We start from the raw sequence: 19,239 nt of genomic DNA on the forward strand, positions 1-19,239 counted from the left end.
GTAACGATGGCAGTCCCACGACGGGGCGAGGGCAAGCCATGTTGCAATCGCTACGCATCGAAAATTTTGCCTTGATTGACCAGCTAGAACTCGAGCTTGGGCAAGGCTTGCACGTTTTGACTGGCGAGACCGGAGCGGGCAAATCGATTCTGCTGGATGCGATCGATTGTGTGTTGGGCGGCAAGCCCGGCGGACGACCGATCCGCAGTGGTTGCGATCGTGCGTCCTTGGAAGCAACCTTTGCCCTTTCGCCGGATCTGACGGCTTGGCTACAGGAACAGGCGATCGAGGCGATCGAAGACAGCCTGATTTGTAGTCGTGAACTGGTGCAAAGCAGTAACGGGCTACGCAGCCGATCGCGGGTCAATGGGGTCTTGGTCAATCGCCAGCAACTGGCAGAGCTGCGGCGACACCTCGTTGAAATTACCGCTCAGGGGCAGACCGTGGCGCTGGGACAAACCGCGCAGCAACGGGACTGGCTCGACAGCTTTGGGGGAGCCCCCTTAGCGGAGCAGCGGCAAGGGGTTGCTCTGGCCTATGCCGCCTATCGGGAGGCTGCTCAAACCCTCGAAATCCGTCGCCAAAGCGATCGCGATCGCCTCCGTCAGCAAGACCTCGATCGCTTCCAGCTTGAGGAACTGACCCAAGCAGAACTCTCTGACCCCGAAGAGCTGACGCAACTCGGACAAGAACGCGATCGCTTAGCCCATGTCGCGGAACTGCAGCAGCAGAGCTATCGCGTTTACCAAGCCCTTGATCAAGGTGAAGAAGCCGGTTCCGCTATCGATCGCCTTGGCGAAGCGGAGCAAGGGCTAACGCAGATGGTCGTCTTTGACCCGAGCCTGCAGCCTTGGTTGCAACTCCTGCAAGAAGCGATCGCCCAAGTTCAAGAAGTCAGCCGCCAACTCTACCGCTACGGCGAAGGCTTGGAGAGCGATCCCGATCGCTTGGCCGCCGTTGGCGATCGCATTCAATTACTCAAGCAACTCTGTCGCAAATACGGGCCGGAGCTGAAAGACGCGATCGCCTATCAACAGGAACTGCAGCAGCGCCTTGCCGACGACAACGATGAGAATCAAAGCCTGGAGTATTGGGAGGCTGAGCTAGCACAGCGGCAGCAAACCCTGATTGAAGAATGTGCCCGTCTGACTGCCTTGCGGCAGGCAACCGCTCAAACCCTTGAGCAGAAGCTAATCGCTGAACTCGCGCCACTAGCGATGGAACGGGTTCGGTTTCAGGTAGAGTTGCAGCCCTTGTCGGAGCCGGGGCCAACAGGAGCAGATCAGGTCTGTTTTCGCTTTAGCCCCAATCCGGGCGAACCGCTGCAACCCTTAAGCGAAACGGCTTCCGGCGGTGAGATGAGCCGCTTTTTGCTGGCTCTAAAGCTCTGCTTCTCAGAAGCGGATCCCGTAGGAACCTTGGTCTTTGATGAAATCGATGCGGGTGTTTCCGGACGGGTTTCCCAGGCGATCGCAGAAAAACTGCAGCAACTGGGTCGTCGCCATCAGGTGCTCTGCGTCACCCACCAACCGCTGATTGCTGCTTTAGCGGATCACCACTATCGCGTCCGCAAACAGGTCAGCGGCGATCGCACTCATGTGGAGCTAGAAGCATTGCGCGATCGCGATCAGCGGCGGCAAGAACTAGCGGAACTAGCTGGCGGTAGCTCCGCGGATGAAGCCCTTAGCTTTGCAGAGTCCCTCCTTCAGCAGGCCGCAACCACCGCACAAACCCCGACCCAATCAGCCTCAAAGCGATCGCCAAAACGTAAATCCAAGATCGCACCCTAAGAATTGAGCATGAAGCCGCGATCGCCGTAGCGAGCTGCGGCTGTGCCAAGCTGCGAATATGGCAAGTCTTCCGCGCATTCAACCGCTTCCAGCACCATGGGTCGCCCGTATGGCCGCCGGGGAAGTGATTGATTCGCTGGCTGCTGTCGTGCGGGAGCTCTGCGAAAACAGCTTGGATGCCGGCGCGCAGCGTCTGGTCATCGACCTCTGGCCCGAGCAATGGCGAGTGCGCGTTGCCGACGATGGCGGGGGAATGTCACTGGCAGATCTACAGATTGCTGCCGCCGCCCATACCAGCAGCAAGCTCAGTCCCGATCGCTTCACGGCGGAACAGTTGGGCTTTCGCGGCGAAGCGCTGCATAGCTTGGCACGGCTAGGTCGCTTGACAATCGCTAGTCGAGCCGCCGAAGCAGAATCCGGCTGGCAGATCAGCTACAACCATTCAGGACAGCCCCAAGCGCCGACCCCGATCGCGATCGCAGCGGGTTGCATTGTCGAAGTCCAGCAGCTTTTCCAAGACTGGCAGGAGCGTCGTCAGAGTCAGCCGAGTTCTGCACAACAACTGCGAGCATTGCAGCAGCAGATTCAAAACCTTGTTCTCGCGCATCCAAACCTTACGGTGCAAGTGACGCAGAACGATCGCCCGTGGTTGGCTTTTGCACCGACTCAACAGCCCCAAGAGCGGCTGCTGCAACTGCTGCCCAATACCAGTCCTGCCGACTGGCGATCGCAGCAACTTGATCTCGGTCCCGAAGGTCAACTACAGGTTGTCGTTGGCTTGCCCGATCGCTGTCACCGTCGCCGTCCCGATTGGGTCAAGCTCGCGGTCAATGGTCGCGTGGTGCGCGTACCGGAACTTGAGCAGGCGATGATCGGCGCTTTGCACCGCAGTTTGCCGCGCGATCGCTTTCCCGTAGTTTTTGCCCACCTGCAAGTGCCACCTAGCCAAGTCGATTGGCATCGCCACCCCGGCAAGGCCGAGTTATTCCTCCAAGATTTACCGATCTGGAGTGAGCGCTTGCAACAGGCGATCGCCCAAACCCTACCGATCGACGTGGCGCAAGACAGTGAGCTACCGGCCAGTGCAGCCCTGCTCCGAGTCGCGGAAACCACAGGCAGCTACGGCGAATCTCCCAGTCATCTGCGGGCGATCGCTCAAGTCCTCAACACCTACGTTCTAGCCGAGCAGGGCGATAGTCTCTGGCTGATTGAGCAGCACATTGCCCACGAACGGGTTCTGTTTGAACAACTCCAAGACGACTGGCAGCTCGTGGATTGCAAGCAGCCAATCCTGTTACCCAAACTCTCGCTAGAACAGCGGTTGCAGCTTGAGCGTTTGGGCATGACAGCGGAGGACTTTGGCGATGACCTCTGGGCAATTCGACAGATTCCAGCAGCCTTAGAAAAGCGAGAGGACTTGGTGGAGGCACTGCTAGAACTCAGTCGCGGTTGGGATCTGAGCGCAGCTCAAGCCGCGATCGCCTGCCGCACCGCCATCCGTAACGGCTCAATTCTGGATCCCATAGAGCAACAGACCTTGCTCGATCGCTGGCAGCGTTGTCGCCAACCCCGCACCTGTCCCCATGGCCGTCCGATCGCACTCGTCTTACCGGAAACCAGTCTGGCGCGCTACTTCCGCCGCCAGTGGATGATTGGCCGCAGCCATGGTTTGACTGAGTCCTGAGAGTGGCTCTATTGAAACTGACTGCCACGGTAGAAGGGACGTTTGACCACAGTGGCTGGAATCTGTTTGCCGCGGATCTCCACCCAGAGTTCCTGCCCTAGATTGGCCAAGGCAGGAGGCACGTAGGCAAGGGCGATCGCTTGGCTAAGGGTGGGAGACCAACTGCCACTGGTGACGATACCAATCGTGGTATCAGCGATCGCGACGGGATAGCCATGACGGGCGATATTGCGGCCGGGTAGTGTTAGACCCACCAGTCGGCGACGTAGTCCTTCCGTTTTTGCTTGCACAAGGCGATCGCGGCCAATGAACTCGAGGTTGCGATCGAGGTGAACAACCCAACCCAGTCCAGCTTCTAGCGGAGTGGTTTCGCTATCCAATTCATGGCCGTAGAGAGGCATGGCGGCCTCGAGCCGTAGGGTATCGCGCGCTCCCAGTCCACAGGGAGTCACATCGGCTGCTGTCAGTTGTTGCCAAAGTGCGATCGCAGCTTCGGGGGGCAGCATTACTTCGCAGCCATCCTCACCGGTGTAGCCAGTACGCGCCACAAAAGCGGGTTGACCCGCGATCGAGGTCACAGTGTGGCCAAAGCGCGGCAGTTCTGCCAGTTCGCAGCTGACGAAGGGTTGAAGGGCAGCGATCGCCTGCGGGCCTTGAATAGCAACCAGAGCTAACTCTTGGCTGAGGTCGAGGAGCGCGATCGCAGGGGGAAGATGCTCCGTCAGCCAGCGACGATCAGACTCTGTCGTTGCAGCATTCACAATCAATAGGGCCTGTTCAGCCCCGTCTACCCAACCCTGCCAGTAAACAATGAGGTCATCCAAGCAGCCGCCAGCGTCATTCAGCAGCACAGAGTATTGTGCCTGCCCCGGCAATAGCGTCGTTAAATCGCTAGGGAGCAGTCGTTGCAAGGCTTCTCGGAGTCCCGATCCTCTTAGCTGAAACTTCCCCATGTGGGAAATATCAAAGATGCCGACTTGCTGACGAACGGCGAGGTGTTCCTGCACAAGCCCTTGAAACTGCAGCGGCAATTCCCAACCCGCAAACCCTGTCAACCGAGCGCCCGCATCTACGCAAACCGCACGCAAAGGGGAGGACAGCAGAGGAGCACTCACAATCGTTGTCACTCGCGATCGCTACATCTGGATCTATTGTGCTCTAGTACGATCACCCTCTAACAACTGGGCTAGAAAGACAGGATTATCAGAATTAGCGCTAACTATCTAAAAGTCAGTTATCGCCCAAAATTGTTCTGAAGATTTTCCAGTCGTTCAGTTAAGGCTAAAAAGCGTTTTCTAGAATTGGTCTTATCCAACATTCCTACATGCACAGACTGCAGAAATTCAATAAAGCTGGCAGGAGTGCAAGGCTGACCCGAGTAATTTACAACATGCCAGCGGTGATAGGCATTATGGACTTCTTCTTTAATAACCAAGATGTTATCTAAATGAGTAGCTAACTCCTCTCGACTTGACTTACAGAAGAGATGGTGGCCATGAAGATCGAAATCGCAGCCTTCTTTATATTCTTCTCCTGTGACTTGACAGCGATTTTTGGAAGCTCTTTTAGCTGTCTCGATCGCTTTTTTAATTGCCTGTTCTCGTGAGATCAATTTTTTGTATTGTGCATCAAGGCCAGGTTCAATTTCTTCGATAACTGCTTCTAGCCAAGCTTGCCTTGATTTACTGCGGTTAGAACTCCGCATATCTTGAGCCAGTTTGAGAATCCCATATTTACTGAAATATTGCTCATTTTCAAACTCATCAAAATCACGGCCTTTAGCCATGATCTCTGCACCTTCATAACTATTATCACTTTGGATACGACTGATGGCACCATTCATCCCTTTACCATTCGTCTCTAGGATTTCGATGGTGCTCTTACGGTGCAGAAAAAGAGTGTTCGAGGAAACGACAGAAAATTCTGACCGAGCAGCTTGGGAAATTTTTCGAAGCACCAATGCTCGACGGATCCCTTGACGTCGGTGCGTAATAAACTCAATAATCCTATCAAAGAAATTATTACCTTCCGTTGTCTCTAAATACTTAGCGATAGCAACTGCACCTTGCTCATAAAAATAGCGCTGCTTATGGCGAACTATCCATTCAAAATGTTCACCTTCAAGGAGTTCCCACTCATCATCAGGGTTCTCATCAAATTTTCGACAAATCCTGTAAAGCTTCTCCTTACTAATCTTCAATGCACGAGCTGTATCTTCATCGGAGAGTAGATTAGGGTTATTCATCGGCTTATCTCCCTAATAAGATCGAGTCGCGCATTTGCTGAAGTTTTGAAAAAACTTCTGGATTTCCTCCTGTATCCGGGTGATGTTCCTTAGCTAATTTCCGGAAGGCCTCTTTAATATCTTTCGCAGTGGCTTTCTTGGGATCTAACCCAAAAACAATCCAAGGCCTAAAATTTTTGAGAACATCAATACCATTGATACAGGTTGGCCCGGTTTCATTTCGTTCATTCGTGGGGACACCCACCCATTCTCGGTAGAGCTCTAGCCATGGAGCCTTAGTCCGTAAGTTATAGTCCCGACCTTCAATCGCAACCTTAAATGCTTCTTGCTGTTTCAGCTGAGTAATATTGGAGCAGTTAAACGCCTTGCAGACTGCAGCTTTCAACTCAGGCAAAGAAGGTTCTGGCGGCTTCTTTCTGCGGGCAAACTGGGCAAATTCTAGGAAAACCTGTTGATCAATACCATGGCGCTTGGCGAGCTCTGCGGCCCGATCAATCACAAATTGTGGCAGCGCAGTCGATTTCGAAGCCATACAGACAAAGGCCAAAGAGAGCCACAAGCCCCTTTAGCCTATCGGATGGCTCACTGCATCCCATTCAAACTGAAAAAGAAGTTTACAGTTTCCCTACTGGAGGTGGTATTCAAGGAGAACGAAGGGGCGATCGCTAAAATCTAGCTTTCACGGAGGACATAGCCGACCCCTCGCACCGTTTGAACAAGGCGTTTCTCACCTTCCGTTTCAATCTTGAGGCGCAGATAGCGAATGTAGACTTCAATCACATTCGATTCGCCCATGAAGTCGTAGCCCCACACATTCTCGAGGATTTGTTCACGGGTGAGCACTTCCCGTGGATGCTCCATCAAAAAACGGAGTAGATCAAACTCTTTCATCGTCAGGTCAATCTGACGGCCATTACGAGAGGCACGTCGGGTTGAGAGATCAAGCATTAGATTGCTAAATTGCAGTTGCTCTTGAGTCGCAGGTTCTCGTTGTAAATAAAGCTGCAATCGCCGCAGAAATTCATCGCTACGGTAAGGCTTGAGGAGATAGTCATCAGCCCCTGCTTCTAGGCAGGCAACTCGGTCTTCAACTGTGTCACGTCCCATTAATAACAGAATGGGAATGGTCAAACCGCGATCGCGCAACTGTCGACAGAACTGTAGACCTGACTGTCCTCCAGCCATGCGATCAACAATCACTAAATCAGGCTTTTGCAGATCGATTTGAGCAAAGAGATCCTGCTGAACATTTGCCAATGAGGTACCATAGCCTGCTTGCAGTAAATCACCTGCCATTTGCTGAGCCAAACTGGAATCGGACTCAATCAAAAGAATGTGCGGCGAGGCTGGCGCAATCATGGTCTGTCCTCACGGGATAGCAGTCTCAACAAACGAGTGTGCCCATTAGCTAGGATCTGGCGCACTAGGCTTAGCAACATGCGGTAATCCCCAGCCCAGCTTCTCGCGCAACACCCGAAAGAACTCATTGGGTTGAAGGCGAATAAACTTAGCAGAATAGCGCGATCGCTGGATTAAAACGCGATCTTCAGGCCAAACGTAGCAGCCTGCATTACCATCAACCACCATCATCAAGCGCTCGGGCGTGGCTGGAAAAATGGTCATTGGCTCGCGATTAGCAAAGACCAGCGCCCGTGATGCGAGGGAGTGCGGACAGATAGGAACGAGCTGAAAAACAGGAACATCAGGCGTGACCACGGGGCCACCAGAACTGAGGGAATAAGCTGTGGAGCCGGTAGGAGTGGAAACAATCACACCATCAGCTGCAATATCGACGGGGACATGCTTACCGATCGCGACTTCAAAGTGACACATGCTCGTCAGCGGTTCGCGATGGAGTGCCATCTCATTCAGAGACAGGGCTGCCCAGCGAATTAGCTCTCGACGCAACACTTTGACTTCCATCATGGTGCGCTCTTCGAGGCTATATTCGGATGCGCAAAGCTGTTCAACCGCTGCAGGTAAGGTATCGAGATAAGCTTCTGCCAAAAACCCTAAGTGACCGGTATTAACCGTCAGCATGGGAACGCCAATTGGAGCCAGTTGGCGAGCAGCAGCTAAAACGGTACCGTCACCGCCCAACACGATCGCCCAACGCAAATCGCGATCAAAGCCACGCGGCACTAAGCTTTCAACGGGAGTATGACAAATAACACTGTCGGGATTGGAATAGCCCAGTAGACCTGACTGGCTCGTCGCTAGACGAACACCCCAGCCGCGAGCATTAAGCTGCTGCTGCAATTCTTCGGCGATCGTGCAGGCTGTCGGTTTGCTGTCGTTGTAGATAATGCCGACATCTGGCACGCGAGTACTGCACGCTAAAGGCCAATTGCAGTTCCGATTCTATCAGGGCTTGGGATCCCTGCTATCCCTGTGGGGATCAGCGCAGAGGAGTCGCTAAGGGCGATCGCCAAATGGCATCGGCTACTCGAGCCACATCGACCATCGCAGCAACATCATGCACCCGCAGGATATCTGCGCCATGAGCGATCGCTGCCGTACAGGCCGCGGCCGTACCCCAAATCCGCTGCTGGGGATCCGGTTGATTGAGAATCTTGCCGATAAAGCTTTTGCGCGAAACACCGACTAAGAGCGGACATCCCAGTGTGGTCAGCTCTTGCTGCCGACGCAGGAGTTCAAGATTCTGCTCAGCGGTTTTCGCAAAGCCAATGCCCGGATCAAGAATGATCTGGTCGGGCTGAACCCCAGCTGCGATCGCGGCTTCGCGACGTTCAGCCAAGTCAGTGTGTACGGCTGTAACTACATCGTCATAGTCCGTCAGCTGCTGCATGGTTTGGGGCGTGCCGCGCAGATGCATCAACACAATTGGAGCCTGACGTTCAGCCGCAAGCGACAGGATTTCAGGCTCATAGATGCCGCCAGAAATGTCATTAATCCAGTCTGCGCCAGCTTCTAAGGCAGCTGCCGCGACTTCAACCCGCGTTGTATCCACCGAGAGTAGCGGCTCTGATCCCAGCACAGCCCGCAGCGATCGCACAACCGGTACCACGCGCTCCAGCTCGACAGCCAGCGGCACCGTCTCTGCGCCCGGCTTTGTAGACTGACCACCGATATCAAGAATGTCTGCACCGGCTTTCCAAAGAGCCTGACCTTGGGCCACAGCGATCGCGGGATCAAGAAACTGGCCACCATCGCTAAAGCTATCGGGGGTGACATTGATCACCCCCATCACATAAGTTCTTTGACCCCAACACAGCTTGCGGCGATCGCTCATTCGTTATCTACTCTTTGCAATCGCTCTGCAGTGTAGGCTGAATCAGCTTGTTGGAGATCGTTGCAGACGCTTCCCTTGAAAACCAGAGCGTCCAGCTGACGCTAAAGTTGGAGCGTGAAAAGCGCAGTCTGACTCCTGTGGTAATCTATCTCAGATGAGACTAGCGCGAGACTGTGCAGAGTTCCTTTGGCGCGACACCTGACGGCCTTCTAGACATTGAAGCGGTTCAAAAAGCCATCAATCGATCGCGGGCTTCGGTGTATCGCTATGTCAACAGCGATCGCCAGCAACTCAACCCTCCTTACGATCCCCGCAAGCTCAATCCAGAGCTACGGACCGATCACCGTGATCCGCTGCTCTTTCACCCCAATGAAGTTGCCCGTTTCGCTCGTGACGTTCTCAAAATTCGCCAAGTGACCGTGGAAGTGCTGAATGCTCCTCCCACCCAAACGCAAGAACTATTGACTGAAATTCTGGCGGAATTACGACAACTGCGACAGCTCTACGAATCACAAGTGCAGCACAAATAAGCTGGGCAACCGCATCAACAATCACCCCAAACAGGAGTTCCTGCGCAGAGAACGAGGAATAGCTTGACCTCAGCTAGAAGCGCCCGCCGCCACCACAGTTATTTTGCAGAATCGCCGGTACGGTTTGCCCCTGATTTACATAGGCTTGTTGAATCTCGGATCGTTCGACGCTATTGAGAGTACAGAAGTCCTCGTTACCGGTAACAAAGCGCCGATTGGCATCTTCGACCACTTCCGCGTCGGTATTGGTGTTGGCGGAATTTGGATTGGATTGCGGCGGATCAGCCGCGATCGCTGTTGCGGAAAAACCAGTGAGGGCAATCGCCAAGAGGAAGGACTTCATGGTTTTCTGTCTGCCAGCCACGACCCTCCTAGCATTCCCCAAGGAAGCTGCCCTACCTCAGGCTCAGGCTCGAATCATCCTGCGATCGTCGCGATCGGTACAGCCTCCTCTCTATCTCGCAACCAAAGCAGGCTCCCCGAAATAGCTAAAGACACTGAGCGCCTAGTCACAGATGGCTCAATAAAAAAGTCCACCCTCATGGATGGACTGTAATTGCAATCGACAGAGATAAACGATCTAGCAACCTTGGTCAGTCCGATTTTGCTTGCTGGCGGGCTGCCCGTGCCTCGCGCCAAGCATTGATCATCCGACCCCCATTGAGGCGGAACTCATCCCAGCCCCAAAGACTACCAGCCTGCTGCTCATCCCAGGAAGCAGAGAGCAACCCGTAGGTTAGCCCGAGGACACCGAGGCCAAAACAGCCCATAGAGGCCAAAACTACCGCAGAGGTTGGCAGAGGAATAATCTCGCGACTCACCAGCCAGTAGCTAAGGAAGAACACACCGACGCCTAACCCTGTCGGCACACCCGAAAAAGCCAAAATTCGACGCAGCATCCGTTGGCTAACAGCATCAGGAATGCGCGTTTCAGATAGCTTCGGTTGAGGCTGCGCTCGCGAGGCTTTTGCCGGCTGCTTAACCTCTGCTGCTTTGCTAGCAACAGGAGCAGGAGCCGCTTTAGCAGGCTTCGCTTTACGCCGCTTGGGTTCAAACGGCAACCGGTCGTCAGGCGCGGGCTTACTCATCGGCTCTAGCCGCGGATACCGAGGCGCTCGATCAGGGCTTTGTAGCGGTTACGGTCTTGCTTGAGGATGTAGGCCAGCAAGCGTTTGCGCTGACCAATCAAGCGCAGCAAACCCGTGCGCGAGGCAAAGTCTTTTTTGTTTTGCTGCAGGTGTTGGCTCAGACGGCTAATCCGCTCGCTCAACACGGCCACTTGCACATCCGCCGAACCAGTGTCGGTGGGGTGAATTTGGTAGGCCTCGAAAATTTCCTGCTTACGGGCTTGGGTCAGGGACATGGAACTCAGTCGCGTTTCAGCAAACTCTGATAGTAGCACGGTCGATCAACGGCTGAGCCACGCGATCGCCTCGCGAATCCAATCTTCGGCGGGTTGACCAGACTGGACGAGATTTTCTTGGGCGATCGCCGTCAGGGCTTGCAGGATCTCGCGGTTGTTGTAGCCCAATACCAACAGGGTCATCTCCACATCCTCTTGCACCGCCGCGATCGGAGCTGCTGTCGCGCTGGGGAGCAGACCTGCTTCTTCGCGCCACTCCGCTAACTTACTGCGAAGTTCCAAGGCCAGTCGTTCAGCCGTTTTTGCACCGACGCCGGGCGTCCGACTGAGCAGTCGCGTGTTGCCAGCCACGATCGCCTGCACTAGCTCAGCGAGGCTCAGGCTATCGAGTAGCGCCAGTCCTAACTGGGGGCCAATACCACTGACACTAATTAGCTGTCGAAACAAATCCCGCTCAGCGACTTTCAAAAAGCCAAACAAGAGCCACTGATCTTCGCGCACCTGTAAATGCGTAAACACCTGTAGAGACTTACCCACAGCAGGGAGTTCAGTCAGCGATCGCGCTGGTGTTTGTACTTCGTAGCCAACACCTTGCACATCGAGCAGCAGGAGTAGCCTGCCGCTCTGCTTGCGGACACCGGCGAGGGATCCTTGGAGATAGCCAATCATGACGGTCTGCGGGGTCTAAGCCTGCGATCGCTCCATCCTACGAGGCAGCGATCGCAAAGTCGCTGACTAGCCGTAGGTTGAGCCGCTAGATTGCGATGAATGATGAGGACTAAGACAACCTGAGAGGGTTGTAAGGCTCTCTAAACATTCGAAAGGAAGTCTGAAGTTCCCAGGGGATCGCCCGACGAATTGAATTGGGCTGGCTAAGCTGAAAGGGCCGCAAATCAAGGCTTTTTGAGGCAGTTATGGCAGCGAATTTACTCGAACAACTCCGCGGAATGACAGTGGTTGTCGCAGATACCGGCGACATTCAGTCGATCGCGACGTTCACTCCTCGCGATGCCACCACCAATCCTTCTCTGATCACCGCCGCGGCCCAAATGCCGCAGTACCAAAGCATTATCGATGACACCCTACGCCAGGTCCGGACTGAGCTGGGAGCAGAAGTTGCGGTAGAGGCGATCGTCGCTGAAGCCGTCGATGAACTGTTTGTTGCTTTTGGCCTACGGATCCTTGAGATTGTGCCGGGGCGTGTCTCAACCGAAGTTGATGCTCGGCTTTCCTACGACACCGAAGCCACGATCGCCAAAGCCCGGAAGCTGATTGGGCTGTACGAGCGGGCAGGCATCCGCCGCGATCGCGTGCTGATTAAAATTGCCTCGACTTGGGAAGGGATTCGGGCTGCTGAAGTCCTAGAAAAAGAAGGCATTCATTGCAACCTGACGCTGCTGTTTGGCTTCCACCAAGCTGTAGCCTGTGCTGAAGCTGGTGTCACTCTGATCTCGCCCTTCGTCGGTCGTATTCTCGATTGGTACAAGAAGGAAACAGGGCGCGACGCTTTCCCGGGGGCAGAAGATCCGGGCGTCCAATCTGTCACGCAGATTTACAACTACTACAAGAAATTCGGCTACTCGACGGAAGTGATGGGCGCTAGCTTCCGGAATGTCAGTGAAATTATTGAGCTAGCGGGCTGTGACCTGCTGACGATTTCGCCAGGGCTACTGGAAGAATTGCGCCAGACCGAAGCAATCTTGGAGCGGAAGCTCGATCCGGCGATCGCCCAAGGGCTCGAACTCGAGCCACTACACCTCGATCGCGATCGCTTTGATCAGCTCCACCACGCCGATCGCATGGCCAATGAAAAGCTAGACGAAGGCATTCGCGGCTTCTGCAAAGCGATCGACACCCTAGAAGGCTTGCTCAAGCAGCGACTAGCCGTGCTGGAGGGCAAAGCGGTCTTCCATCACGCCGCCCACGAAGTCTTCAGCGTCTGCGACCTCGATGGCGATGGTTTTATCACCCGCGAGGAATGGCTGGGCAGCGATGCCGTCTTTGATGCGCTGGACCTGAATAAGGACGGCAAGCTCAACGAAGACGACCTGTTGGCGGGGCTGGGGGCAACCCTGCAAATGGCGGGGCGATCGGTTGCGACCGTCTAGGATTCGCTGACTCTCTGCCTGTCGATGACCTCAACTTGCCGTGACTCCGGTGGGTTGAGGTCAATGCTTAGCGGGATCTCGTCCGTCTCGAACAAAATTCTCGGTCTGGACTACCTAGGATGGCCGGGAATTTGCGGTAGTCGTGGGACGAGATCATGGATTCTTTGGCAACCTTGGCGCGCGATCGCGGCATTCGCTACTTCCTGATTGCCTTCACCGATCTGTTTGGGGTGCAGCGAGCCAAACTGGTACCGGCCAGCAGCATTGACACCATGGCCGCCAACGGTGCGGGCTTTGCCGGTTTTGCGGCTTGGCTCGATCTCAGTCCGGCGGATGCTGATGTGTTGGCAATTCCCGATCGCGACAGTCTCTTCCAATTGCCTTGGCAACCGGAAGTTGCTTGGATGCCGGCAGACCTCTATCTCAATGATCAACCGCTGGAACAAGCACCGCGCTGGGTTCTAAAGCGAGTTCTCGCTGCCGCTGAAGCGCTGGGCTATCGCCCAAAAACGGGGGTCGAGTGCGAGTTTTTCCTGCTGGATGAGACAGGGGATGCGATCGCCGATCCCCGCGATCGCCAGGCCAAGCCTTGCTATGACCAGCAATCTCTAATGCGGCGCTACGACCTGATCACCGAGATCAGTGAAGCGATGGAAGTGCTGGGTTGGGGGCCGTACCAAAGCGATCACGAAGACGCCAATGGTCAGTTTGAAATGAACTGGACCTACGCTGATGCGCTAGTCACCGCAGATCGCCAAGCCTTCTTTAAATACATGGTCAAAACTCTCGCGGAACGGCAGGGATTACGGGCAACTTTCATGCCCAAGCCCTTCGCAGATTTGACCGGCAATGGTTGCCACATGCACCTCTCGCTCTGGAATCGGGAGGGTGCCGTCAATGCTTTTGTCGAGCCAGAGTCGACTGCTCTCCTCTCAACTCTGGGCTATCAGTTCATCGGTGGGCTGCTTAATTCTGCAGCAGCGCTTTGTGCTCTCACCAACCCGACGATCAATTCCTACAAGCGGATCAACGCACCAGCGACGACCTCGGGCGCGACTTGGTCTCCCAATGGCATTAGCTATAGCGGCAACAACCGCACTCACTTAATCCGCATCCCCGATGCGGGCCGATTTGAGTTGCGGCTTGCCGATGGAGCGGCCAATCCCTACCTGTTGCCAGCAGCGGCGATCGCGGCAGGTCTTGATGGCATTCAGAACCAGCGTGATCCCGGTCCCCGCTACGACAACGACAACTACGCCCAGCCCTTGCCAGCCGGCACGGTGCCGACACTGCCGGAGCATTTGCTTGATGCTCTGCGATCGCTGCAAGAAAGCACCATTCTCACGAAAGGTCTAGGACCTGCCTTCATAAGTGCTTACCTCAAGCTCAAGCACCAAGAATGGCGGAGCTTTTGTGCCGAGATCACTCCTTGGGAACGGGCAACGACGCTGGACTGTTAGGAGTTGCTCACTGCTGACTTTTCAACCACTGTTGGATCTGTCGTTCTTCGTAGCGGCGCAACCGTCGTCCTTTGCGCGTAAACTGCCGCTGCACGATCGCGGATCCAAAACCAAGCTGGACTTGAGCACCGAGAGCTTGCAGCGGTACGGCAGCGGAGCTGACTGTGAAGACCGGCAGGCCTTGTAAGTCGGGTCTTAAGCGCAACAGGATCGCTTCAATCGGCCAAAACGCAAGCTGCGGATCTTGGAGCAGTAGCGGCTCAATCCCTAGGCTGGCGATCGCGGTCGTCAACTGCTGGAGCTTGGCTGCGCTATCCCGCGGATGCGGCTTCAACAGTAGGGATGTCGGGGGCGTGTGAGCAGCCAGAAACTGACGATAGGCTTCAATTTCAGCAGTGGGGGTGATGTAGGCACCGTCCGCTTGTTCGGAGAGATTCGCCGTCAAGAGTACGCCCCAGTCTCGCTGAGCAGTCACCTGACGCAATCTGTCGATCGCGGCCGTCGGCAAGGCGTTTGCCAAAGTTTGCAGGCAATCCTGGAGGTAGGTCAGCGGTACCCGTTGGCTGGGGAATGGTGGCGGGCAATCGCCCAGAAAGGGAAAGAAGCCACCGTCCGGTTGAGGCAGTTTGGTAGCAGGTGACCACCAAGAGCGCAGCCGCGATCGCCAACCCCGTCGCTGCTGAAGAATGGAGTCTGCTGCAACATAGACCCCTAGCCCATCGCCGTAGCAAAAACAGCGCGCCGTCGGATACAGCTGGCGCAGAAGTTGTTCCTTGGGCCGCCAGCCAGTGGCCAACCACAATTCGTCGACACTCTCGAGGCCAATTTCCTGCCGGAGTTGTTGCTGATCTGAGGCTGATAACGGGCAGCGTAACCAATTGGTAAACCGATCTAGAGCTATTGCACAGCCAGTTAAACCCGGCTGGAGCTGGCTAGCCATTGTTGCGACTTCAGCAGCAAATGCTGTGAAGCGATCGTGGGGTGCCCAACCCGAAAAGCAGTAGCGATCGGCCTGCAATCCTTGACTCCGGAGAGCAGCGATCGCCGCCACCAGTTGCGCACTGCCTGGGCAGTCAACTAAGCGCAGCATCAGACTTTAACCGGACGCAATTGCTGCTTGAGCTGATGCAGCCAGGATCGCAGGCGACGACGACTGAGCCAGCGCGGTCGATTGCCTTCGCGGATGTCGTCACGGACATTGAAACGCCTAATCGCCTGGTTAATCTCTGATTCGGTTAAAGTGCCGGATTCTAAGGCCTGTTGCATTGCCTTAAACCAGAAATCACCGTAGGGGTGTCCTGGGCGTTTCCAAGGTTGTCGTTTGAGATCGGTGTAGTGAATCAGTCGGGTCTCACGATCGGCGTAATCAAAGCTGTTCCAGCGCGGATCGAGTCCACCAATCTGGTAAGGATGTTTTGCCAGAAAGCGTGGACTCATACATAGCAAGTCTCGATAGGAATACTCGCCTGCTTCCAGGTCATCAATGAACTGTTCGAGGGGAAACCGACAGCGATCGCAGTCGAAGAGGACAACACTCAAGCCCCAGAGAGCCTCAGCACGATTGGGATAAGCTTCGGCTTTCGCGAGAAAATCCGCACCCTGCAGATCGGTATCGAACAGCTCGCCAATATCCCGCAGACAGACCACATCCGAGTCAATGTAGATGGCACGCCCTTGGTAGCCACACAGTTCCGGGATCAGGAAACGATAAAGGCTGAATTCCGTCGCATTCCAGTATTTGACCCGCAGTGACATGGGGGCTAGGCAGGGAGGCTGACCCAAGACCTCCAGGGCATTATGTGTGCCGTTAAAGACCGTAATTGCCAGCGGGCGATCGCTGGTACGCCGCAGCGAGTCAATCGCCACTTGTCGCTCAATGCGACTGGCTTCACCGGAGCCAATGAAAATGCGAATGGGATCGGCCATCGAGGTCTCCCCAGCGAGAGTTATCGCCCACGCTACTGCGCTGTAGGAGCAGACAGCAAGTCGGGTTGTGACGCTGATGCAGGCTGTAGCAAGACAGACTCGGGTGGTGGCGGCACAATGCCATAGCCCTGCCACTCAGTTTCCGTCTTGGCACGGCAGTCAATGCGAATGCCGTAGCGCTCCAGTTGATAGCGATACGCTCCAGTAAGGCAGTCATTGTCCCCTTGGGGTATCAGGTTTTGTTCGATCGCATGGCGGATGGCGGCCTCAACCGTCTGATTGGGCGCAGTCTGAGAGTCAGGAGTTGCAAGGGGGAGTGCACCCTGAGCTTGAAGCGCCTGTAGACGCGCTTGATGCGAGGCAAAGTCCCAGTGAATCCGCAGCGCCACGCCGCCGAGGAAACCCAAGGCGATCGCGGCAATCGCCAGTGATTCTCGGTAGCGTCGCCATGCCATTCGACGGGAGAGCAATTGCACAGTCAAAACCTCATTCAGACAAGGGGAACGTCAGACACGGGCCGTCCCTGCAACGTAGGTTGAGGAGCAGGGGTTAAGTTCCCCAACCACGGCAAGCCCAGCACAAGACCGATTAAGAGCTGCAAGAGGGGGAGCTTGAAGAAGCTGCCTTCAAAGAGGTGCAGAACAACACCAATCACCAAGCTGATCAGCAGCCACTGCCCCAGCAGCAGATCGGCCTCCTCGCGGGCAGAGCGTGTCTGCTGCCAGAGTCGTGCCAGCGTTAAAGCCAGACCGATCAGGACGATTGCTAGGACTAACACGCCGTTATCGGCTAAGAGTTGCAGTACAAAATTGTGAGCGTGGGAGACCCGATTGAGAGTGAGCGGTGGCTGACAAATCGCGGCGGCTTGGCTATAGCCATTCCCTACCCAGAAACTGAGAGGCCAGTTGATCCAAGCTTGCGTGGCATAGCAGCGAGCGATCGCCAGACGTGCAGGGTCATAGAACTCGAGATAGCGTCCCACGAGGTCAGGCCGCAGTCCTGCCAGACCGAGGCCGAAGAGACCAATGCTCGGCAATAACCAGAGCAGCGATCGCCACTGACAGGTCCGCAGATTTAAGGCCACGGTCAGACCCAACACCAACACCAAAGCCCCCAAGCAGATGCGAGAGGCAGTTCCCAAAACGAGGATCGTGCCAGCCAAAGTCGAGAGCAGATAGAGACCTCGCCACGATCGGTCATGCCAAGTCAGCAGCAGGGCAGGCACCGTCGCAATCACCGTCAAAATGCCGACTTGGTTGATGTAGAGGTCTCCCATGCCAATGCGAATGGTCCAGTCGATCGCTTGGAGATTCGCCAAGAGCCACAGCAGCGGCAGTAGGCCTATCCAGCGCAAGAGCCGCAGACTGCGATCGCGACCGAGTCCTGTAGCACCAATCAGTCCTAGTCCCAAAAGCACATAGGCCGACCAACTCACGGAGGGATCGAACGTCGGCTTCGCCCAAAATAAAGGCGGCAAAAATAAGAGGGCGATCGCGGCCCAACAGAATAAGCCCCGCCAGTCTCGCTGATGGAGTTGCTCAATCAGGCGAATCACCAACCAACTCCAAGCCAGCGGTGCCGCCCAAAAGGCGCTATTGACCTGAAGGGTAAGAGCAGCCAGCAAGAGCCAATCTACGGCGGCAGGCAAACGAAGCGGTCGCGATCGCGTCCAAGGAATCGCCAGACTCACCCCGAGGAGAACGGGGGTAAGACCACCAGTCAGCCAATGCGAGTCGAAGGGTAGGAGCAGCGCTAAAACGGCTAGCCCCGCTGAACCACCACTCAGCTGCGATCGCGGTAGGGCGCTGTCCGTGAGCAGTTGACGATAGCGATCGCCTGTCACGATACCCAGAGTAAAAACGGCGGCCAAACCCAGCAGGCCTAGTTCAGCCCACAGCTGCAGCAAGCCACTCATGTTCTCAGCAGGCACACCCGTGAGATTGGCACAGGTCTCAGCCACATACTGAGTGCCTCGCCCTGTCAACCAACGCAGCGTATTGTGCTGAATTTGGTCTTGGGCGCAGCGCCAAAGTAACCCTTGGGGGGCAGGATCCAAGATGGTGGTCGGAAATGGCCAAATCAACCCACTCCCCACACCAAGGATGATCAGCCCGAGGCGTCGCAAGGGCGATCGCGTACAGGCGTGCCAAAGTCGTTGTCCCCAAGACTGCTGCAGGGCAAGAAGGAACAACCCCACCAGCAAGCCAAGACGTAAACCGAAGGATCCCAGCCACCAGCTTCCACCGAGGCCGATCGCAGCAGCGAGTCCAGTCAACCAGCGCCCAGAAGGTACTGCCTTAGGGGTGAGGACAGTCGCGATCGCCCAGAGTCCAGTGACACCCCAACCCAAAGCGAGGGTCGGCTCATTTAACGAGTCCGTCCAGATCACCGCCGGTAAACTGAGCACCGGCACCAAGCTCAAGCTTTCGATCAGCTCCTGTCGTCGCTGATTAGTTAGCAGCAGCACACCGCTGACAACCAAGCCAGTCAGCCAAAGCATGCCAGCCTGCCAAACACTCCAGCCCCGAATTAGGGCTGGGCAGCAAAGAAGCGTCGCGATTGCTAAGGGGTAGATCAACATTCGAGACAAGGCGCGATCGCGGCTGTTACGCCAGGTCAACGCTAGCCAAACCCCAAGACCGGCGAGACTCACTTCAGGCCACAACGGCAACAAGCCACTGGCAATCCAGAGGGGGAGTGAGACCAATCGTCGCTGACTTTGCCCAAGCTGGGATAGCGCCATGCACTCACGCTCCTCAGTGCTGTAGCTGTTGCGATCGGGGCTCTGCCAGCGATCTCGGTTGATGAAAGCCAGTGGGCCACTGTCTGAGGCTGACCCAATCCCCACCCCCGCAGGAGCGAGGCCTATGCTTTAATGCA

20 protein-coding genes are annotated in these 19,239 nt (G+C 55.6%); 6 read left to right on the plus strand and 14 right to left on the minus strand.

Features of this window, described 5'->3' with window-relative positions:
- Window positions 1-38: 38 nt before the first annotated feature.
- Together recN and mutL are read left to right on the plus strand one after the other, a co-directional pair.
- On the plus strand, window positions 39-1,790 hold the full coding sequence (gene recN, locus DOP62_RS07110; RefSeq protein WP_222610281.1) for a DNA repair protein RecN: 1,752 nt from the start codon (window positions 39-41) through the stop codon (window positions 1,788-1,790).
- Window positions 1,791-1,848: 58 nt separating this feature from the next.
- Window positions 1,849-3,474 carry a DNA mismatch repair endonuclease MutL gene (gene mutL, locus DOP62_RS07115; RefSeq protein ID WP_208676072.1) on the plus strand — a complete coding sequence of 542 codons (1,626 nt, stop codon included), beginning with the start codon at window positions 1,849-1,851 and terminating at the stop codon, window positions 3,472-3,474.
- A gap of 8 nt (window positions 3,475-3,482) precedes the next feature.
- On the opposite strand, the gene gcvT is transcribed toward mutL, so the two are convergent.
- The 6 genes from gcvT to folP all read right to left on the minus strand — a co-directional run bounded on the left by gcvT (window position 3,483) and on the right by folP (window position 8,972).
- The gene (gene gcvT, locus DOP62_RS07120) at window positions 3,483-4,601 is read right to left on the minus strand and encodes a glycine cleavage system aminomethyltransferase GcvT (protein ID WP_208676070.1); all 1,119 of its coding nucleotides are present in this window, start codon (window positions 4,599-4,601) and stop codon (window positions 3,483-3,485) included.
- Window positions 4,602-4,708: 107 nt separating this feature from the next.
- Window positions 4,709-5,719: a hypothetical protein gene (locus tag DOP62_RS07125; RefSeq protein WP_208676068.1), complete on the minus strand. Its 1,011-nt coding sequence runs from the start codon at window positions 5,717-5,719 to the stop codon at window positions 4,709-4,711.
- A 4-nt stretch (window positions 5,720-5,723) separates the two neighbouring features.
- The gene (locus DOP62_RS07130; RefSeq protein ID WP_208676066.1) at window positions 5,724-6,251 is read right to left on the minus strand and encodes a J domain-containing protein; all 528 of its coding nucleotides are present in this window, start codon (window positions 6,249-6,251) and stop codon (window positions 5,724-5,726) included.
- 140 nt (window positions 6,252-6,391) lie between these two features.
- Window positions 6,392-7,078, minus strand: coding sequence for a response regulator transcription factor NblR (nblR, locus tag DOP62_RS07135; protein ID WP_208676064.1), 687 nt, complete (start codon window positions 7,076-7,078; stop codon window positions 6,392-6,394).
- Between the two features lie 45 nt (window positions 7,079-7,123).
- Window positions 7,124-8,041: an NAD(+) kinase gene (locus DOP62_RS07140; protein ID WP_208676062.1), complete on the minus strand. Its 918-nt coding sequence runs from the start codon at window positions 8,039-8,041 to the stop codon at window positions 7,124-7,126.
- A gap of 76 nt (window positions 8,042-8,117) precedes the next feature.
- Window positions 8,118-8,972: a dihydropteroate synthase gene (gene folP / locus DOP62_RS07145; protein ID WP_208676060.1), complete on the minus strand. Its 855-nt coding sequence runs from the start codon at window positions 8,970-8,972 to the stop codon at window positions 8,118-8,120.
- A 173-nt stretch (window positions 8,973-9,145) separates the two neighbouring features.
- Here folP and DOP62_RS07150 point away from each other — a divergent pair, with 173 nt between their 5' ends.
- Window positions 9,146-9,502, plus strand: coding sequence for a resolvase (locus tag DOP62_RS07150; RefSeq protein WP_208676058.1), 357 nt, complete (start codon window positions 9,146-9,148; stop codon window positions 9,500-9,502).
- 73 nt (window positions 9,503-9,575) lie between these two features.
- On the opposite strand, the gene DOP62_RS07155 is transcribed toward DOP62_RS07150, so the two are convergent.
- Window positions 9,576-9,845: a hypothetical protein gene (locus tag DOP62_RS07155; protein WP_208676056.1), complete on the minus strand. Its 270-nt coding sequence runs from the start codon at window positions 9,843-9,845 to the stop codon at window positions 9,576-9,578.
- Between DOP62_RS07155 and DOP62_RS07160 the strand changes: the two genes are divergently transcribed.
- Window positions 9,844-9,990, plus strand: a complete 147-nt coding sequence (locus DOP62_RS07160; protein ID WP_208676054.1) for a hypothetical protein — start codon at window positions 9,844-9,846, stop codon at window positions 9,988-9,990. The two genes, DOP62_RS07155 and DOP62_RS07160, sit on opposite strands and share 2 nt — an antisense overlap.
- Before the next feature lie 105 nt (window positions 9,991-10,095).
- Here the strand turns inward: DOP62_RS07160 and DOP62_RS07165 are convergent, their stop codons facing one another.
- The 3 genes from DOP62_RS07165 to ruvA are packed head-to-tail and all read right to left on the minus strand — an operon-like array spanning window position 10,096 to window position 11,534.
- A complete protein-coding gene (locus tag DOP62_RS07165) occupies window positions 10,096-10,590 on the minus strand; it encodes a PAM68 family protein (RefSeq protein ID WP_208676052.1) in 495 nt (164 codons plus the stop codon).
- Between the two features lie 5 nt (window positions 10,591-10,595).
- Window positions 10,596-10,865, minus strand: coding sequence for a 30S ribosomal protein S15 (gene rpsO, locus DOP62_RS07170; protein ID WP_208676050.1), 270 nt, complete (start codon window positions 10,863-10,865; stop codon window positions 10,596-10,598).
- A gap of 45 nt (window positions 10,866-10,910) precedes the next feature.
- Window positions 10,911-11,534, minus strand: coding sequence for a Holliday junction branch migration protein RuvA (gene ruvA / locus DOP62_RS07175; protein WP_208676048.1), 624 nt, complete (start codon window positions 11,532-11,534; stop codon window positions 10,911-10,913).
- Between the two features lie 245 nt (window positions 11,535-11,779).
- Between ruvA and DOP62_RS07180 the strand changes: the two genes are divergently transcribed.
- Entirely contained in the window at window positions 11,780-12,973 is a 1,194-nt protein-coding gene (locus tag DOP62_RS07180; protein WP_208676046.1) for a transaldolase, read from the plus strand.
- Between the two features lie 155 nt (window positions 12,974-13,128).
- Entirely contained in the window at window positions 13,129-14,433 is a 1,305-nt protein-coding gene (glnT, locus tag DOP62_RS07185; protein ID WP_208676043.1) for a type III glutamate--ammonia ligase, read from the plus strand.
- A 7-nt stretch (window positions 14,434-14,440) separates the two neighbouring features.
- On the opposite strand, the gene DOP62_RS07190 is transcribed toward glnT, so the two are convergent.
- From DOP62_RS07190 to DOP62_RS07205, 4 genes are read right to left on the minus strand one after another with little or no spacing between them, the layout of a single operon-like run.
- Window positions 14,441-15,523, minus strand: coding sequence for a hypothetical protein (locus tag DOP62_RS07190; RefSeq protein ID WP_208676041.1), 1,083 nt, complete (start codon window positions 15,521-15,523; stop codon window positions 14,441-14,443).
- A complete protein-coding gene (locus DOP62_RS07195) occupies window positions 15,523-16,359 on the minus strand; it encodes a glycosyltransferase (protein ID WP_208676039.1) in 837 nt (278 codons plus the stop codon). The genes DOP62_RS07190 and DOP62_RS07195 overlap by 1 nt, the downstream gene beginning before the upstream one ends.
- A gap of 32 nt (window positions 16,360-16,391) precedes the next feature.
- Complete coding sequence (locus tag DOP62_RS07200; protein ID WP_208676875.1) at window positions 16,392-16,814, minus strand: hypothetical protein; 423 nt, start codon at window positions 16,812-16,814, stop codon at window positions 16,392-16,394.
- Window positions 16,815-16,849: 35 nt separating this feature from the next.
- Window positions 16,850-19,207: an O-antigen ligase family protein gene (locus tag DOP62_RS07205; RefSeq protein WP_261790013.1), complete on the minus strand. Its 2,358-nt coding sequence runs from the start codon at window positions 19,205-19,207 to the stop codon at window positions 16,850-16,852.
- Between the last annotated feature and the right edge of the window lie 32 nt (window positions 19,208-19,239).

The organism is Synechococcus elongatus PCC 11801 (assembly GCF_003846445.2).
Taxonomy (GTDB): Bacteria; Cyanobacteriota; Cyanobacteriia; order Synechococcales; family Synechococcaceae; genus Synechococcus; species Synechococcus elongatus_A.

Coding starts and splice junctions, on each gene's coding strand:
- recN (WP_222610281.1), top strand. CDS start 39: ATGTTGCAATCGCTACGCATCGAAAATTTTGCCTTGATTGACCAGCTA.
- mutL (WP_208676072.1), top strand. CDS start 1,849: ATGGCAAGTCTTCCGCGCATTCAACCGCTTCCAGCACCATGGGTCGCC.
- DOP62_RS07125 (WP_208676068.1), bottom strand. CDS start 5,719: ATGAATAACCCTAATCTACTCTCCGATGAAGATACAGCTCGTGCATTG.
- DOP62_RS07130 (WP_208676066.1), bottom strand. CDS start 6,251: ATGGCTTCGAAATCGACTGCGCTGCCACAATTTGTGATTGATCGGGCC.
- nblR (WP_208676064.1), bottom strand. CDS start 7,078: ATGATTGCGCCAGCCTCGCCGCACATTCTTTTGATTGAGTCCGATTCC.
- folP (WP_208676060.1), bottom strand. CDS start 8,972: ATGAGCGATCGCCGCAAGCTGTGTTGGGGTCAAAGAACTTATGTGATG.
- DOP62_RS07160 (WP_208676054.1), top strand. CDS start 9,844: ATGGTTTTCTGTCTGCCAGCCACGACCCTCCTAGCATTCCCCAAGGAA.
- DOP62_RS07155 (WP_208676056.1), bottom strand. CDS start 9,845: ATGAAGTCCTTCCTCTTGGCGATTGCCCTCACTGGTTTTTCCGCAACA.
- DOP62_RS07165 (WP_208676052.1), bottom strand. CDS start 10,590: ATGAGTAAGCCCGCGCCTGACGACCGGTTGCCGTTTGAACCCAAGCGG.
- rpsO (WP_208676050.1), bottom strand. CDS start 10,865: ATGTCCCTGACCCAAGCCCGTAAGCAGGAAATTTTCGAGGCCTACCAA.
- ruvA (WP_208676048.1), bottom strand. CDS start 11,534: ATGATTGGCTATCTCCAAGGATCCCTCGCCGGTGTCCGCAAGCAGAGC.
- DOP62_RS07180 (WP_208676046.1), top strand. CDS start 11,780: ATGGCAGCGAATTTACTCGAACAACTCCGCGGAATGACAGTGGTTGTC.
- glnT (WP_208676043.1), top strand. CDS start 13,129: ATGGATTCTTTGGCAACCTTGGCGCGCGATCGCGGCATTCGCTACTTC.
- DOP62_RS07190 (WP_208676041.1), bottom strand. CDS start 15,523: ATGCTGCGCTTAGTTGACTGCCCAGGCAGTGCGCAACTGGTGGCGGCG.
- DOP62_RS07195 (WP_208676039.1), bottom strand. CDS start 16,359: ATGGCCGATCCCATTCGCATTTTCATTGGCTCCGGTGAAGCCAGTCGC.
- DOP62_RS07200 (WP_208676875.1), bottom strand. CDS start 16,814: ATGGCATGGCGACGCTACCGAGAATCACTGGCGATTGCCGCGATCGCC.